Here is a 14,828-nt window from a genome sequence, read left to right on the forward strand (position 1 = left end):
ACGAGTTGGGGGAGGTAGCGTCGATGCATGAGTGGGAGATCTTGCTTACCGACGAGGTCGAGCAGTTTCTCGACACGCTGTATGAGACCGACCGGGAAACGCACAAACTGGTGAACCAGGCCATCCTGGTTCTCGAAAAGAATGGCCCCCGTCAGGGGCGGCCCTTGGTCGACACGATCTCCGGGTCCTGTCTAGCCAATATGAAGGAGCTTCGACCGGGATCCACGGGAAGAACCGAGATTCGCATTCTGTTCGTGTTCGATCCGTGGCGGTCGGCGATCCTGCTGGTCGCCGGCGACAAATCCGGGAAATGGCAACAGTGGTATCGCACAGCGGTACCACGGGCCGAGCGCCTGTATCAGGACTATTCGAGCGAGCGACGAATGGAGCTGGAAATATGAGTACTCATCGCCGGTGGCGCGATACCGGGCAGCTCGAACGCGCCGTCGAAACTGCAGGCGGGGCGGCACAGTTCGGCGCCGAAGTCGAGCAGCTCCAGGATTGGGCACGCGGCTGGCGGCTTGGAGAACTGCGGAAACATCGCGGCCTCAGCCAGAAGCAGATCGCCGACCTGATGGGCATCTCTGTCGCGCGGGTCTCGCAGATCGAGCAGGGCGAAGTCTCGACGCGAGAGGTGCTGAGCCGCTATGTCGCCGCGCTGGGCGGCGAACTCAAACTCATCGCCGATTTCGGCGACGAACAGCTACGCGTCGGCTGAACCCGACAGATCCTTGTGTTGGCACGGCCGCCCGATATCTGGAATCGGGCGGCCGTAGGTCAGGGGTGGGCCTATGAATACGGTTGGCAGAGGGCTGGGTTGGGGAGGTCGGCGCAGGGGAGGGCGGTGGCGCTGCGGATCACGTCCTTGCCTGCCTGGTCGGTGAGGTAGCGGAGGAAGGCGGTGGCGAGGGTCTCGGCGGGGAGATCACCGTTGGTGTAGGCGTATTCGACGCCCCAGAAGGGGTAGGTCTTGTCGAGAACGGATTCGCGGGTTGCGGTGTGGCCTTCGATGGTGAGGGGGACGATGCCGGAAGTTTTCGCGGCATCGGCGGATTCGGCGTAGCCGATGGCGCCGGGGGTCTCGGCGACGGCTTTGAGCATGTCCTTGGTGAGGGCGGTGTCGCAGTGGGTCGGGCTCGGCGGGGCGGTGTAGCGGACCTCGCGGCAGGTGGCGGCGGGGTAGACGGGTTGGGGTTCGGTGAGCAGACGGTGCTCGAAGGTGTCGCGGGTGCCGGACCCGTGGGTGCGATTCACCAGGCGCACCGGCAGATCCGCGCCGCCGACCTGATTCCAGTTGGCGATACGGCCCGCGTACAGATCGCGGATTTGGGCCAGGGTCAGGTCGTGCACACCCACATCCTTGTGCGCGATCATGGTGAACAGCGAGGTGGCCAACGGCCTGGCCCGCAGCGACGGATAGCCGACACCCTTCGCGCCATCGGTAACGGCGACGAGTCCGGGATTGTTCTTCCCCTCCTCGTCGAGCCTGCCGAGTCCGGGATCGCTGCCCTCCATGGCGAAGGCGAATTCGCTACCGCTGCAAAGCTTCCGGTAGGAGTCGGCAGCCTGCCGGACAACAGGCTCGAACGCGGTGGAACCGACCACGGTGAGTTTGCCCGCCGCGCAGTCGAGCGGTTCGCGCGACGGCGCGGTGTCGAATCGCCCGACCGCGTACTGCACCGCGATCACCACGGCGAGAAATGCGATGAGCCCCACGGTGAATCGGGAAACGCCGGTGCGACTCGCGGTCTCGCTGAGCCGACCGCCCCGGATCCGGCCTCGGATTTGCGGGGCCGGATATTCGCCGACACCGACGGAACGCTGCAGGATAGCCAGAATCTTGTAGTGGTCACCGCGATTGAGCTGCACCCTGGGCAGATCGATGACACCGGTATGCCCGGCCTCCTCGCGCACCGCGATACCCGAACCGAGATCGAGGAATTCGCCGAGTCCCGAATCGCTGAGCTCGGTCACCGCCATACCGATGACCTTGCGCTGCGGGAATTGCAGGTGCAGGCCGACGCGCGAATTCTCCGGCACCGCATAGTCGCCGGGATCGATGGTGGTGACACCGCTGTTCTCTATCCGGACCAACACGACCGAAAGGTCTTTCAGCTCCGGACTTCTCCCGTCATCGGACGGGCGCAACTGCGGCAGCACGCCGGGGAACACCGACTCGATCTCACCGGTGACCGGTGTGTCCATCTGCACCCGGTATCCGAGTCGACGCCGCCCGACCAGGACGAATTCCCAGGTGAAGGCGATGATCGGCACCGCGATACCGATGAGCGCCAACAGAATTTCGATCGGAGATCCGCCCACCGGTTGTCTGCTCCCCAACGTTGTGCCGCGGCAACCGCATTCGCGTTCGCCTGTTCGGGCAACAAGGTAGCGTGCGCGCGACGGCGACGCCAGATCAGGTCGGGTCGCGGGTCCAGGTCAGCAGTTCGTCCAGCGGTTTGGTGTTGATGATCCGGACCGGCGGGACACCGTTCGCGACGGCCCGCGCACAACCGTAGCCGAGGAAATCGAGCTGCCCTGGTGCGTGCGCGTCGGTGTCGATGGCGAATTCGCAGCCCATCTCGACGGCCAGTCTCAGCAGCCGCGAAGGCGGGTCGCGGCGTTCGGGCCTGCTGTTGATCTCGACGGCGGTGCCGTAGCGGCGGCACGCCTCGAAGACCACTTCGGCGTCGAATTGCGATGGCGGCCGAGTGCCCCGCTCCCCCTCCACCAGTCGGCCGGTGCAGTGGCCGAGCACATCGACATTCGGGTCCGCGACGGCGTCGACCATGCGCCGGGTCATGGTCGCGCTGTCGGCGCGCAGGTGCGAATGGACGCTGGCGACGACGATATCGAGTTCGGCGAGCAGGTCGGCCCGCTGATCGAGCGCACCGTCATCGAGGATGTCGACCTCGATCCCCGTCAGCACCCGAAACGGGGCGAGCCGCTCGTTGAGTTCGGCCACCACGTCGAGTTGGCGACGCAGGCGATCGGCCGAAAGCCCGTTCGCCACTTTGAGCCTCGGGGAATGGTCGGTGAGCGCGCAGTATTCGTGTCCGAGCGCGGCGGCCACGCCCATCATCTCCGCGATCGGACTGCCGCCGTCGGACCAGTCGGAATGGGTGTGCAGATCGCCGCGCAGCAAGGCGCGCAACGGTTTCCCCTCCGGGCCGATCGGTCGCGCTTCGAGGCGCAACTCGCGCAGATAGTCCGGGATCACCCCGGAGCCGGCCTGCGCGATGACGGCCGCCGTCTTCGGCCCGATACCGGGCAACTCCTGCCAGTTGCCCGATTCCCGGTGCGCGGCAAGGTCTTCCGGCGACAGCTCGGCGACGATCTCGGCGGCCCTGCGGTAGGCACGCACCCGGTGGGTCTGTGCCCGGCCGCGTTCGAGCCAGAACCCGATCTCGCGCAACGCCTCGACCGGACCCGGCGCGGCCGGTTCCGATGCGGTCGAGTCCTGTTGCGCCACAGTGGTTATCGAATCCGGCTGTATTTCACGAACGCGACACCGTCCTCGAAGACCCGACTGGTGAGCACCCGGAAGCAGGCGGCTTCGGGTAGCCGCGGGCCGGCCCCGAACAGCGGCCGACCGCGACCGAGCACGATCGGATACAGCTTCAGATAGATCTGATCGATCTCGGGCAGCAGCACCTGCGCGAGTTCGCCGCCGCCGCACAGCCAGATCCCCAACCCTTTGTCGCGCTTGAGTTCCCGCACCCGCTGCAGCGGGTCGGACGCGATCAGCTCGACGGCCGGATCCGGACTCTCGGGCAGGGTGGTGGACACCACGAACTGTCGCAGATGCGCGTACGGGCTCGAGGTTCCGGTCCGCACCCCGAAGTCGTGGGTTTTGCGGCCCATCAGCACCGTGTCGAAGGTGGCATTGGTCTTGTCGATACCGAGTGCCTCGCGCACCTTCGTCGGCAGGGTCTCCGGGTACTGCGCGGTGATCGCCGGTCCGTGATCGCCACCGACCGGGAAGAAATCGACCGATCCCTGCTCGGTGGCGATGAAACCGTCGATCGTGGATGCGACGTAGTACGTGAGCTTGCGCATGTGTCCTTCCTCCACGGCCGGGTGTGACATTCCGGACCGCCTGAGGAAAACGGTAGCCGCGCTACTCAACTATGGGTAGGAGGCGGTTGGCACTTGGGGCAGGAGTATGAGGAGCGGTTCATGAACTTTTCGCGGCGGATCGGCGCGCCGCAGCGGCGACACGGCTCGTCTTCGCGGCCGTACACGGCGAGGGAGCGTTCGAAGTAACCGGATTCGCCGTTCACATTCACATACAGCGAATCGAAGGATGTTCCGCCCGCCGCCAGGGCCGAACCCATGACCGAGCCGACCTGGTCGAGTAGTTCCCGCACTGCCGGCTTGGTCAGCGCTGATGCCTGCCGATTCCCGTGAATCCGGGCGCCCCACAGCGATTCGTCGGCATAGATATTGCCGACGCCAGTTGATCAGGCATTCCCGCCGGCAGTTGACGACAATGCGCTGACATACAGGTGGACGGGGTCTGCGGACAGATCACGGTCGATCCAGCTGGGAAGATCGGAAAGTTCACGGATCCAGGGAACCAGCGCACGATGAGTAGCTGGAGCGGAGGGCCGTTGCGCCGGGTCGTTGGATAGCAGCCGTTGGATAAGTATCTCCAGCTCCGCCGGTACGCCAGGCATGGATTCGGGTGCCGCGGAGTTGCCGTATCCGGCCTCGCCGGGGCCGTAGGCGAACGGTGTGGATCCGGTGAGCAGTTCGTACAGCAGCACGCCGATCGCGAAGACATCGCTGGCCGGGCTCGCGGGTGCGGCCTCCCACAGCTCGGGCGCCATGTAGTTCAGCGAGAGCGGAGGGTCGCCGTGCTGGATGATCGTGGAGTACTCACCGACGGTCAACGATGTCGCCGCGCCGAAGTCGATGAGTTTGACTGTCCCGTTCGGGGCCAGGACGAGGTTCTCCGGTTTGATGTCGCGATGGATCAGATCCACCGAGTGAGCGGCTGTGAGGACCGCGCAGACCTGCGCGGCGATGGATGCCGCCCAGCCCACCGGAAGTCCGCGGCATTCGCCCAGGAGGGCGCCGACGGTGTGCCCCTGTGCCAACTCCATGATCAGGAACAGCTCGCCCGAGTCGTCTTCGCCGTAGTCGAAGACCGCCGGTACGCCGGGATGGTGCAGCCGGGCGGTGATCCGGGCCTCCCGGCGGAAACGGCGGCGAGCGTCGGAATCCGTCGTGAATTCCGGCGTCACCAGCTTGATCGCCACCTCTCGGTTGAGACGAGTGTCGGTGCCGCGCCACACTTCTCCCATGCCACCGTGGCCGATCGGGAAGGTGATGCGGTAGCGGCTGGCCAGGGTCCTCATGACAGGAATCTGCTCTTGCGCCCGTGCCAGCTGATGACGAGGTTGTCGCGGGTCCTGGTCGCGGCGACGAACAGCAGCGAGCGGGCCTGCTTCATTTCCAAGCGGTACCGTGCCGGATCGGTGTTCTTCAGCGCGAGCACATGAGTGCTGGGTAGCAGACCTTCGGCGACGCCGGCGAGGATCATCCGCTGGTACTCCAGGCCCTTGAATCTGTGCATCGTGCCGATATGCACCGGCGCCTCGGCGTCGCGGGGGCCGTCCGCGCCGATTACCGTAACCCTCATCCCGGTCTGGGCCAGGTGTTGCTCGACGGCGTCGATCATCCACCGCTCCGGCACCGCAACCGCGATGGATCCGCCGTGCCACTCGCTGATCTGGTCGGTGATACCGTCGAGTTCGGTCTCCCACGTGGGGTATGGCCGCGACCGAGGGGGGTTGCCGCGCAGTACGGAGCGATAGCCGGTCAGGTCGTCGCTTCCCTCGTCGAGGTCGTCCCATTCTTCCTCACCGAGCAGACCCGCTGCCACACTGAGGATTTCGTGGGTGGTCCGGTAGCTCAGGGTCAGTTTCGCCGATCGACCGCGGATGTTGATGCCGAGGAGAAATGACAGTCACGAGCACGCCGAACGACGGCGGAAATGGTCCCGATCTGCCCGGCCGTCTCCCGTGGGAGGATCTACGGCCGTTCATGTCACTGCTGGTGTTGCAGGCGGCGGGAGACGACGTCGATGCCGGATTCACCGCGCTCGAGCAGTTCCTGCTACCCGGGATGCATCGCAGGGGCGTCGACAGCCGGTTGATCGCCCGCAGCGCCTGGGTGCCGGGTGAGGAGATTTCGCCGGAGCTGGCCGAGGCGTTAACGGCAGCCGGGGTCGACCGGATGGCGGGGTTCGCGGTCGAGGAGAACCGCGCGGCCGGATGGTTGTGCAGCGACTCCGTCCTGCTGTCGGACTGTGTGGGCGCGGAATTTCCGCTAGCCGTTCTCCTGCGAGTGGGCAGATTCGCGGTGCTGCACGCGTGCCGGTCCGATATGGAACGGCTGAAGAGCTGGTTGCGACAGCCGCTGTGTCGATGGCGGCGAATTCCGGCAAACGTGCTGGAAAACGCGCTGCTTCAGGGTGAAATCAAGGGCCTGTGGCTGTATGGCGTAGATCGGCCACGCAGAAATAAAGCGGACTCGAAGATCATCAGCGGAATAAGCCTGGGCGAAGCTCTCGATCCGGTGGCCGATGCCACGTACGCGCTCGGGTCCGGGCGGGCGGCGCTGGCAGACGACCCGGACCGGATCGCCTTGAAAGGCAAGATCGGAACGACGCCGCGGAACTCGCGAGTCTGGTCGTCTCGCCGATTGGAATTCGCCGACTTCGTGCAGGCGGTCGGCGAGCTGGTACGGATGATCGAGAAGCAGATGGCGAATGGTTCGACCGGTTCCTCGGTGCTGTCGCGGCTGGCCCAGCCGGTTGCGGACACCACAGGAATCTACGGCGCCTTCGAGATGGTTCCAGCCCTCGACGAGCCCCCCGACGCCGCAGAACCGGACCGCGGAAACGCTGCTGCCGCCGCAGCGCTCGAGTATGCGGCCTTCGTGGTCATCGGGCGCCCGGATACAGTCGATTTCATTGTCGAGACGGGTGTCGATGGGACGATCGGTGGCTCGTTGACGGTGTCCCCGCGGCAGGAAGGAGACAGGTACACGCTGGCGGTCGGGTACGTGCCCGGAGTGCAGCCGATCAGGGAGGATCTCGTCATCCCGGTGAAGAATGCGCTCCACAACAGCGGGCTCGTGCGCGTGTACTACCGGTCGGGACACATGTTCTTCGACGGCAACTTCTACAAGCACGAGATTCCGGACGTGCACTTCCCGAAATGGGAGTGGGGTGACTTCGACGGCTATCTGATTGATCGTGAGAAACCCGACACCCGGAAGCGTCAGGAAATACACGACAGAATCGGACAGGGGGACAGGTCGCTGTTTACCTGGGTTTCCCGGAATTTCGCTGATGGGTGGCTGACCTGCGACGATGGATCGCGAGAGGCCGCCGACTTCATCCATATCGATAACAACGGCAGGCTTCGACTGATACACATCAAGGGCGCCGAGAATGCGAGTCCGCGCCGGGGCATCGCGGTTACCCCATACGAAGTTGTGGTCAGCCAGGCCCTCAAGAACCTGATCTATACCGACGTCGAACGGCTGCGCCGACACCTCGAACATCCCGGCGTCGAGCGCCCAGCGACGTGGAATAACGGTGTGCGTGCCGACGACCGGTCGGAGTTGCTGGACATGCTCGACAGCCGCCGCCCGACAGATGGTTTCGAGATCGTCATCGTCCAGCCGCACCTTAGCCGGGCACGGTACGACGCCCATGTGGGGTTGCCGTGCGATGCCAGCGCCGCCGACGACACCTTCCGGCTTCGCCTGCTGGAACGCCTCCTGCACCACGCGCGCCGGGATGCGATCAACGGCGTGTGTGAGGAACTTGTAGTCATCGCCAGCGCTGGGTGATCGTTCGTACGGTATCGGAACCGGCTACCGGAGCAGAGTCGAGCGCTCGCTGTCTGGGCCGACGCCGATCGGGGGCGCGGCCAGCTGCACACGACGGGGACGGACTACTGGGCCAGGCTCCGATCGAGTCAGGAATGGTCGAATGGCGAGTGCGAAGGATGTGCGTGGGCCGGTGGTGGTTGCCGGGTCGTGGGGCCAAGTCGCGCCACCGTCAGTGCTCGGCTCTGCTCCGCTTCGGCCGAAGTTCACGGCCGAGTTGGCGGGTTGCTCAGTCGGACCGCGCAAGCTATTGGGGACGAGTATTGGCACGCCCGCCTCAGGGTTGTCGATAGATATCGTGTGTCCCCACTCGGCGGATGAGTACCGCCCGGATTTCTATTGCGCCGGAGTCTGTGTACTGCCATGTTATCCGGCCGTCAGGCGCCCAGCGGGCCTCCCAGATATCGCCGGGAACCCCCTGCATCTTCTTGAAGCCCAGACCTCGTGGGAATATGCCGTTTTCCCATGCCGGAATCAGCTTGGACCGCATCGCCGCCGTGAACTGGCGTTGCTGTTGTCCGGTCAGCTTTTTCATGTCGCGCTGAGCTGGTTCCGTGAACGAGATGACGACCTTCATTCGTCGTCGGCCTCCAGGCCGAGATCACGGAACATCGCCTCGACATCAGCGGCAGAACCGAGCTCGTATCGTATGACTCGACCTGAGGCGATCGCCTCATCGGCCTCTCGTTCCTTGGCCTGCCACTCGTCGGTCCAGAACCACGCCTGCGACGTATCGATCAGCCGCTGCCCGACGACTGTCACGCTGCCATCGTCTTCGACCACCCATCGCAGCTGATCACCCTCCTCGACATGCAGTGCTCGACGTACGGCCTCTGGAACTGTGCTCTGGCTCTTGGAGCGAAGCGGAGTCGTCACTTCTATCGTCATCAGCTACCGCCTAGCGGATATTCCAACTTTCCAACTATCCATCAGCGTAGCATCGACTGCTGTTGCCACTCACCTCGACCTGGACACCGAGCGGTTTTACGCCGAGGTGAAGAAGGCTGTCGACCCGGATGCTTTCTTTCGCTGCCCCAGGTGGTCGGCTCCTGCACCCGCGAACACCTCATCGCCGTCTATACCCGCAGTGCCGCAACCGGATCGATCCGTTTGGCTACCGCCTGGGTCTTGGCTGGCAGCGCAGGCACGAATACGACAAGCGGTTCATGAACTTCTCCCGCCGGATCGGCGCACCGCAGCGGCGGCACGATTCGTCCTCGCGGCCGTAGGCGTCCAGCGAACGCTCGAAATATCCCGATTGGCCGTTGACGTACAGCGCGTCGAAGGAAGTCCCGCCCGCGCGCAGCGCCTCCGACATCACCGTCTGCACCTCGCTCAGCAGTACCCGCAGGGCCGGGCGGGTGAGCTTGGCGGCAATGCGCTCACCGTGGTTCCGCGCGCGCCACAGTGCCTCGTCGGCATAGATGTTGCCGATACCGGTCGGCATCGAATTAGTGCACCGTGGCTGACCTGGGCTAATAACTCGAGTCCGGAGCTCACACGTGTCTGAACTCAACTGCGAGGGGACGCCCTTCGGATGCGGCGGCGCACAGCTTGGGGATGTGCGAAGCGTCACTGGACACCACGCGGGCTTGATCCGGGGAGGTGGCCGCTGTCGCGACGACGAGGGCGTCCACGACCGAGCGATGTCCGTCCAGCCCTGCGGCATCAAGCAGATCCCGCGCATGCTCGGCGATCTCCTCCGACACCGGGACTCTGATCAACCTCGAGCTCCACCACAGCAAGCGTTGACCTGCTTGGCCGGCTCGGCGTTGTTCGGCTAGCGTCACCACGCTCAGGCCGACCATGAAACCCGCTTGTTCGTATGCCTTGAGCAGGCCGACAAGTTGTCTTTTGTCCGGGTGATGATCTGGCTCGCCGAGCAGCGACATAGCTTGCGCGTCGAGGACGACCGCCGGCCCGGAGAAGGAGGTCACGGCACTTCTGCGGCTCACAACCCGCCTACTCGGCGCACGATCGCCTCCATCTCGTCCGGCGTGATCACCCCGGCGGTCCGCTCATATTCTTCGATTGCCCGGCGCAGCCGAGTGCGAGCGACCCACTGCGCGAGGGCCTCGTCCGTCGCGGCCGAGAATCCGCGCCGGCCTGCGAGATCTTCGACCTCCGAAATGAGGCTCCGCCGCAGTGTTACGGACTTCTTGTCGGTGTAGTCGTCGCTCGGCAAAGGCATAGCCATGGCGTAATTGTAGTACTTGAAGTAATACTTCGGCCAGGGACCGGCGCACCAGCCCGAAGAAGCGAGAACTCCGCGCTCCAACACTCCACGCGGCTTCGGTTGGCACTTGCCACAGAAGAAGGACGAACGATTCATGAACCCCAACCGCTGAACCGACGCACCACACCGCCGACACAGCTCGTCCGCATGCCCATAGACATTCAGCGCGCGCTCGAAGTAACCGGACTCACCGTTGACGTTGACATACAGCGCGTCGAAGGACGTACCGCCCACAGTCAACGCACCGCGGTCGCTTCGGCCAGCAGGTTCCGGATGGCGGTCTTGGTCAAGGCTGAGGCAATCCGGTTCCGGTGAATCTTTGCCCGCCACAACGCTTCGTCGGCATACATCTTTCCCAACACCGATCGGCATCGAATCAATGCATGGTAGCTGACCTGGGGTAATAGCGCTACCAGATCCGCCGATTTCCGGTTCCCATATTCCTGGCGGGGTACGATGCAAAAGCCGAGTTCTATCGGTGCTGGCCATAGATTTCGGCAGTCTGCAGTGTGGGTCGTCAGCGCTGCTGCCGACGGCGGGTATTACGTACGGACTGTGGCGCCTCTTCTCCGGTAAGAAATCCGATTATGGCGGCTCGGCCTGCTTTCAAGCTGCGGGTAATCTGCCAGCGCACAAGGTCCGTGCTCACGCCGGCTGTCCCAATCATCGCAGTTTCCACCAGCCGGGTGAACATCGTGTTGTCCAGATAGCTCGGCACGTTCTTGTACCCGAATCGCCGGGTGCCTCCACGCCCATCCGCGATCCTCTTGTCCGCGAGCAGTGTCTCGAAATGCTGCCTGGAGAAGTACATTCCAGGGACCATCACGTCCGCCTGGGGAATTACGGACTCCGGTGGGCAGAGCTTGATCCAGCTTGGATCAGCACAGAGCCGATGATCATCACCTGGCCTGCGGAAGTAGGATGCATATCGATCGATGGCGCGGAGTCGGCTGAGTTCCTTCTCCAGGTTTGAGTCGCTGTCCGGGTAGTAGTAGCCGGTCTGCCGGGAATCGAGCTTCTTGTACTGCACAAGAACAAGAGACTTTCGCGTTTCGTTGTAGTAAATGATATCGGCGCCGGAGATCTGTTCCGCTGTGGTGCGATTCGCATAGCCAATATACAGCCGCTGGCCATTCTGCTGGAACTGCCGCCAGGCGACATCTCCGGTCGGGGCTCCTTGCCAGCCCGCGAGATTCTCAGTATCTCGAGTGATCAGGAGATCCTCGATGGTGGTTGTCTCTGCGTGGTCGACCAGGCCAACGGGTGCCCGCCCGGACGGCTGATGAAGCAGTTTGAGGTATGCGGGCGGAGGCGTGTCGTCGGACAGCTGCTCAGCAGGTGGGTCCCACCTCGCGAGTTCGGGAATGGACATACCGGCCATACGCGCAATCGCCAGGGTCCCATCCCGTTGCACTGCTAGTGACTGCTCGGCCTTGGATTCCGGCCGGATGTCGAAGCCGGTTGCGGCCGCGCTTATGTACCTGACGATTGACCGTGCCTGAGGCCGCACACGCATCAGAGCGTCGAGCAGGGCCTTGCCGGCCGCTTCGGTCTGCTGCCCTTCCGATTTGACCCTGTGTTGAAGCCTGTCTCCGAGCTTCTGGACGAGATCATCGAGCACGACGGGCTCGTCCAGTTTGGCGATGTGCCGGGCTCGGAACTTTCGCTGCGTATCTGTTCTCTCCCGCTCGCGCTGTGTAAAGCCGAGGCGGGTCAGCCAATACACTCCCGATCCGTCTGCGGTTGCGATGAGGGTGATATGCCGTCCCTTAGCCCACAAGTCCGGGTCGCGGTTGATTGCGCCGTCCGCCCAGTCGGCGATCTCCTGGAGTTAGGGAACGCGCACGGTATGGGATGAGCATTCTGCACACGGGTACTGCATGGCAAGGTGTAACGAGAACGGGTCCGTGTGAAACATCGACCAGGGTAACAATTGCTTCTCTACCAAAGTCATTGCCGGTTATCCGAACCCTGAGAATTGCTCCTGCCCTTCTGCCAGTCGTCGAAGGTCACCTCGCTGCCGCGAACCTTCCAATCGATCCGGCCATTGGTCGCCCTTCCCGCCACGATTGCAGCCGCAGCTGACGGCGATCGGAACTGGACGTCAAGTGTAAAAACGGCATGCTGTCCGTCACTGCTGGGCTCGAGAAAGCCGGCCTCCTCCAGCTTCTTTCGCAATGGACGGTAACTATGGTTTCCACCTACCCATGTCGACCGGGCTTGAGAACCTGCGCGGACAGTGAACTGGCCATCGACCACCTGCGCAGCAGCGATGAGATCGAGCAGCTCCATCACGAACTCTGGTGAGTCCGGCGGCTGTTCGAAGTCCGACTCTTCGTCCTCGATCTGCGGTCGTCCGGAAACCGCAAGCGGCAGACCGTGCTTGCCCCAGTGCTCTTCTTTGTAGCGCTCCATGTCGTCACCGCGCAGCAGCGTGGTGGCGTTCCCCCGGCGTACCCAGAATTCGACTTCGCCCTGGCCTCCTACTGCCTTGGTTCGTCTCACAAAAATCGGCCGCATTGCAGGCGCAACGATGACCTGACACACCTGTTTGCCGTCGACCACAGGAAAATCCACCCGAACGTTCGCCGCCGTGGTGACCGAGAGATGGTTCCTGAGCAACTCCTGCAAGCGCAACTCATACCTGTCGAGATCGGCGACATCGATCGCCGTCATATCGTTGTCTAGTCCCACCGGCTTGCCGCTGTCTTCGACACCGATGAATAGCGAACCGCCGTCGCCGTTCAGCAATGCGCACACGGTCTTGACGATGATGTGCTTGCGCTCGGGTTCCGCCTGCATTGTTTTCAAGTCCAGGAACGCGGATGCCTTGAACTCAACTGTCTGCGACTCGCCACCGGAAATCAACTCGGCGGGTGACATCGATGCCGGCGCTTCGACCGGCGCGATTCCGTGCTCGATCGCTGTCGCGATCAGTTCCAGCAGAACCCGTTCGCGCTGCACGACGAAGCCTTCGAAGTCGTCGTGCAGTAGTGAATCCGGATTGACCAGATGCGTAGCGACCAACGACCGCAGCGTCGGCTCGTCGATGGCACCGATCTTGGTCAATTTGGCTAGGTAAGCGGAAGGCGACGAGCCGCCGAGGACGTGGCGGTTCGTATACGCGGACAACGGAGTCTTGTTGACGATCGAGTCGTAGAGCGCACGATCGAGCCCCTGCTTGGCGCACCAAGCCTGCGGGAAGATGTGATGTATATCGATCGCGTCGTCGAAATAAGTTGCGGCGTTGATCTGGTTACCACTGCACCAGTCTCGGGCGCCGTCCGATATCAGCAGGGCATACACACCTTTGTATGCGGCGCTGTTCCGGGTTCGGAGGGTGCGCAGCCGCCCTGCGGCGAACTGAGCTTCGGCCACCGTACGGGGCTCGATCGACGTCCGTCCCAGTGCCCAGTCCACAACCTCTGGCAGATCCCTCGCAAAGCGGGTTTCTGTTGTGCCGCTGTACAGTTCGCCGAAGACACCACACCAATACCAGCGGGTGACCTTCTGCTGCACTTCGTAGGTGTTCCAGGCCTGACCGAGTGCGGCGCAGATAGCGGCGAGCGGAATCAGTTGGGCGCCATAGGGGACGAACTTGACATCGAAGATACTTCGACGATGCAGGAACTTCGCCGCTGCGAGAAGACCATTGACGATCTCTTCACTACATTTCTTGAAGTCGTCGAGTGGCAGCCGGAGCATCTCGACGCGTCGGCAACCGATTCGCGGGCCGCCTTTGGGGTCGGCGGGATCGGCGGCCTCACGCCGCCGATATGTCGCCAGTAGCGTTATCGCCTGCAGGAAGTCGGTTTCGGACACCTCCGACAGAACACGAAACTTGCCGTCGCTCCATTGCATTCGGCACTGGCCCCAATGCTCACGAAGGTTGAATTCCTCTGCCGCATAGGTCGCAGTGAGCAGCTCGAATACTGTGAGTGTGACGCCCCCAGTATTAACCTTCTCGAATACCTGGCAGACGGCCTCTCGGGGAGTCCCTGCAGACAGTTCGATCACCGGAACCAAGTACTGTTCGAACCGTTTGATGAACCTCTTGTTGAACGATTGCCATGACTCGATCGCAGTGGGGGCATAACCGTTCAGCTTCATGAAGCTGTGCCCCCAGTCGTCGGCGTCGAACACCTGGGTCATGGGGAAGAGGCCCGCCCGGCATTCTTCGTCCATGGTCGACAGGTCGAGCTCGACACGGCCGAAGCTGCCGCGCACCTTGCCGTCGGCCGGAACGAATCGGAAAGCCTCATCCCGATCGACTTCGTCATCAAGCGCGGCCGCCATATCAATATAGAATCGGCCTTCGATGCTTCGACGCCGGTCATCGACGGTCACCACCGGCCGGTCAAGCATCAAGGCATGGTACAACGAGGTGATCCGTTGTTGCCCGTCCAACAGCAATTGGGCAGCGGGGACCCTACCCGACAGCTCGACTCCTTCGATTGGGCGTTGCTTGAATCGCGTTGAGCCGCCTGCCTGCAACATCATCAGCGTCCCGACCGGGAAGCCCTGAGACACCGAGCTCAACAGGCTTCGAATGTTGGACTCCGGCCACACCCAACCGCGCTGGAACTCGGGCAGCTGAATTTGTCCCTCCCTGGCCTGCTCGAGCAGGTTCCGCAGGAACGGCTTCTTGATCTCGAAGGCATCCACGCTCAACGACGGTCCTCCC

13 protein-coding genes and 3 pseudogenes are annotated in these 14,828 nt (G+C 63.2%); 3 read left to right on the plus strand and 13 right to left on the minus strand.

The annotated features are described in order from the left end of the window. The first annotated feature begins 23 nt into the window (after window positions 1-23). Window positions 24-401 (plus strand): type II toxin-antitoxin system RelE/ParE family toxin, encoded by a 378-nt coding sequence (locus D5S18_RS16060; protein WP_120041733.1) that lies wholly within the window; start codon window positions 24-26, stop codon window positions 399-401. Then, window positions 398-718, plus strand: a complete 321-nt coding sequence (locus D5S18_RS16065) for a helix-turn-helix domain-containing protein (RefSeq protein ID WP_120041735.1) — start codon at window positions 398-400, stop codon at window positions 716-718. The genes D5S18_RS16060 and D5S18_RS16065 overlap by 4 nt, the downstream gene beginning before the upstream one ends. 71 nt (window positions 719-789) lie before the next feature. On the opposite strand, the gene D5S18_RS16070 is transcribed toward D5S18_RS16065, so the two are convergent. From D5S18_RS16070 to D5S18_RS16095, 6 genes and pseudogenes are all read right to left on the minus strand, one after another. Continuing rightward, window positions 790-2,322, minus strand: coding sequence for a substrate-binding domain-containing protein (locus D5S18_RS16070; protein ID WP_120041737.1), 1,533 nt, complete (start codon window positions 2,320-2,322; stop codon window positions 790-792). Window positions 2,323-2,416: 94 nt separating this feature from the next. Next, window positions 2,417-3,472: a PHP domain-containing protein gene (locus tag D5S18_RS16075; protein ID WP_120041740.1), complete on the minus strand. Its 1,056-nt coding sequence runs from the start codon at window positions 3,470-3,472 to the stop codon at window positions 2,417-2,419. Between the two features lie 5 nt (window positions 3,473-3,477). Beyond that, window positions 3,478-4,059 (minus strand): dihydrofolate reductase family protein, encoded by a 582-nt coding sequence (locus D5S18_RS16080; RefSeq protein ID WP_120041742.1) that lies wholly within the window; start codon window positions 4,057-4,059, stop codon window positions 3,478-3,480. A gap of 65 nt (window positions 4,060-4,124) precedes the next feature. Then, window positions 4,125-4,460, minus strand: a pseudogene (locus D5S18_RS16085) (zinc finger domain-containing protein); the annotation flags it as partial. A 3-nt stretch (window positions 4,461-4,463) separates the two neighbouring features. Beyond that, a complete protein-coding gene (locus D5S18_RS16090) occupies window positions 4,464-5,363 on the minus strand; it encodes a serine/threonine-protein kinase (protein WP_120041744.1) in 900 nt (299 codons plus the stop codon). Continuing rightward, a complete protein-coding gene (locus D5S18_RS16095; protein WP_120041746.1) occupies window positions 5,360-5,890 on the minus strand; it encodes a 3'-5' exonuclease in 531 nt (176 codons plus the stop codon). The genes D5S18_RS16090 and D5S18_RS16095 overlap by 4 nt, the downstream gene beginning before the upstream one ends. 77 nt (window positions 5,891-5,967) lie before the next feature. On the opposite strand from D5S18_RS16095, the gene D5S18_RS16100 reads away from it, so the two are divergent. Continuing rightward, entirely contained in the window at window positions 5,968-7,869 is a 1,902-nt protein-coding gene (locus D5S18_RS16100; RefSeq protein ID WP_120041748.1) for a hypothetical protein, read from the plus strand. A 316-nt stretch (window positions 7,870-8,185) separates the two neighbouring features. On the opposite strand, the gene D5S18_RS16105 is transcribed toward D5S18_RS16100, so the two are convergent. The 7 genes and pseudogenes from D5S18_RS16105 to D5S18_RS16135 all read right to left on the minus strand — a co-directional run bounded on the left by D5S18_RS16105 (window position 8,186) and on the right by D5S18_RS16135 (window position 14,809). Next, entirely contained in the window at window positions 8,186-8,485 is a 300-nt protein-coding gene (locus D5S18_RS16105; protein WP_120041750.1) for a hypothetical protein, read from the minus strand. Beyond that, window positions 8,482-8,796, minus strand: a complete 315-nt coding sequence (locus D5S18_RS16110) for an AbrB/MazE/SpoVT family DNA-binding domain-containing protein (RefSeq protein ID WP_120041752.1) — start codon at window positions 8,794-8,796, stop codon at window positions 8,482-8,484. Before D5S18_RS16110 ends, D5S18_RS16105 begins: the two co-directional genes overlap by 4 nt. 226 nt (window positions 8,797-9,022) lie before the next feature. Further along, a pseudogene (locus D5S18_RS35725) lies at window positions 9,023-9,349 on the minus strand (zinc finger domain-containing protein); the annotation flags it as partial. 55 nt (window positions 9,350-9,404) lie between these two features. Beyond that, complete coding sequence (locus D5S18_RS35730) at window positions 9,405-9,845, minus strand: type II toxin-antitoxin system VapC family toxin (protein WP_239003804.1); 441 nt, start codon at window positions 9,843-9,845, stop codon at window positions 9,405-9,407. Between the two features lie 347 nt (window positions 9,846-10,192). Beyond that, window positions 10,193-10,509 (minus strand): annotated as a pseudogene (locus D5S18_RS35735) (zinc finger domain-containing protein); the annotation flags it as partial. 152 nt (window positions 10,510-10,661) lie between these two features. Beyond that, window positions 10,662-11,870: a hypothetical protein gene (locus D5S18_RS16130; protein WP_120041756.1), complete on the minus strand. Its 1,209-nt coding sequence runs from the start codon at window positions 11,868-11,870 to the stop codon at window positions 10,662-10,664. Window positions 11,871-12,094: 224 nt separating this feature from the next. Further along, window positions 12,095-14,809 (minus strand): DUF4357 domain-containing protein, encoded by a 2,715-nt coding sequence (locus D5S18_RS16135; protein ID WP_203236760.1) that lies wholly within the window; start codon window positions 14,807-14,809, stop codon window positions 12,095-12,097. Window positions 14,810-14,828 lie beyond the last annotated feature (19 nt).

Source organism: Nocardia panacis (genome assembly GCF_003598715.1).
Classification (GTDB): Bacteria; Actinomycetota; Actinomycetes; order Mycobacteriales; family Mycobacteriaceae; genus Nocardia; species Nocardia panacis.

Coding starts and splice junctions, on each gene's coding strand:
- D5S18_RS16060 (WP_120041733.1), top strand. CDS start 24: ATGCATGAGTGGGAGATCTTGCTTACCGACGAGGTCGAGCAGTTTCTC.
- D5S18_RS16065 (WP_120041735.1), top strand. CDS start 398: ATGAGTACTCATCGCCGGTGGCGCGATACCGGGCAGCTCGAACGCGCC.
- D5S18_RS16080 (WP_120041742.1), bottom strand. CDS start 4,059: ATGCGCAAGCTCACGTACTACGTCGCATCCACGATCGACGGTTTCATC.
- D5S18_RS16090 (WP_120041744.1), bottom strand. CDS start 5,363: ATGAGGACCCTGGCCAGCCGCTACCGCATCACCTTCCCGATCGGCCAC.
- D5S18_RS16100 (WP_120041748.1), top strand. CDS start 5,968: ATGACAGTCACGAGCACGCCGAACGACGGCGGAAATGGTCCCGATCTG.
- D5S18_RS16105 (WP_120041750.1), bottom strand. CDS start 8,485: ATGAAGGTCGTCATCTCGTTCACGGAACCAGCTCAGCGCGACATGAAA.
- D5S18_RS16110 (WP_120041752.1), bottom strand. CDS start 8,796: ATGACGATAGAAGTGACGACTCCGCTTCGCTCCAAGAGCCAGAGCACA.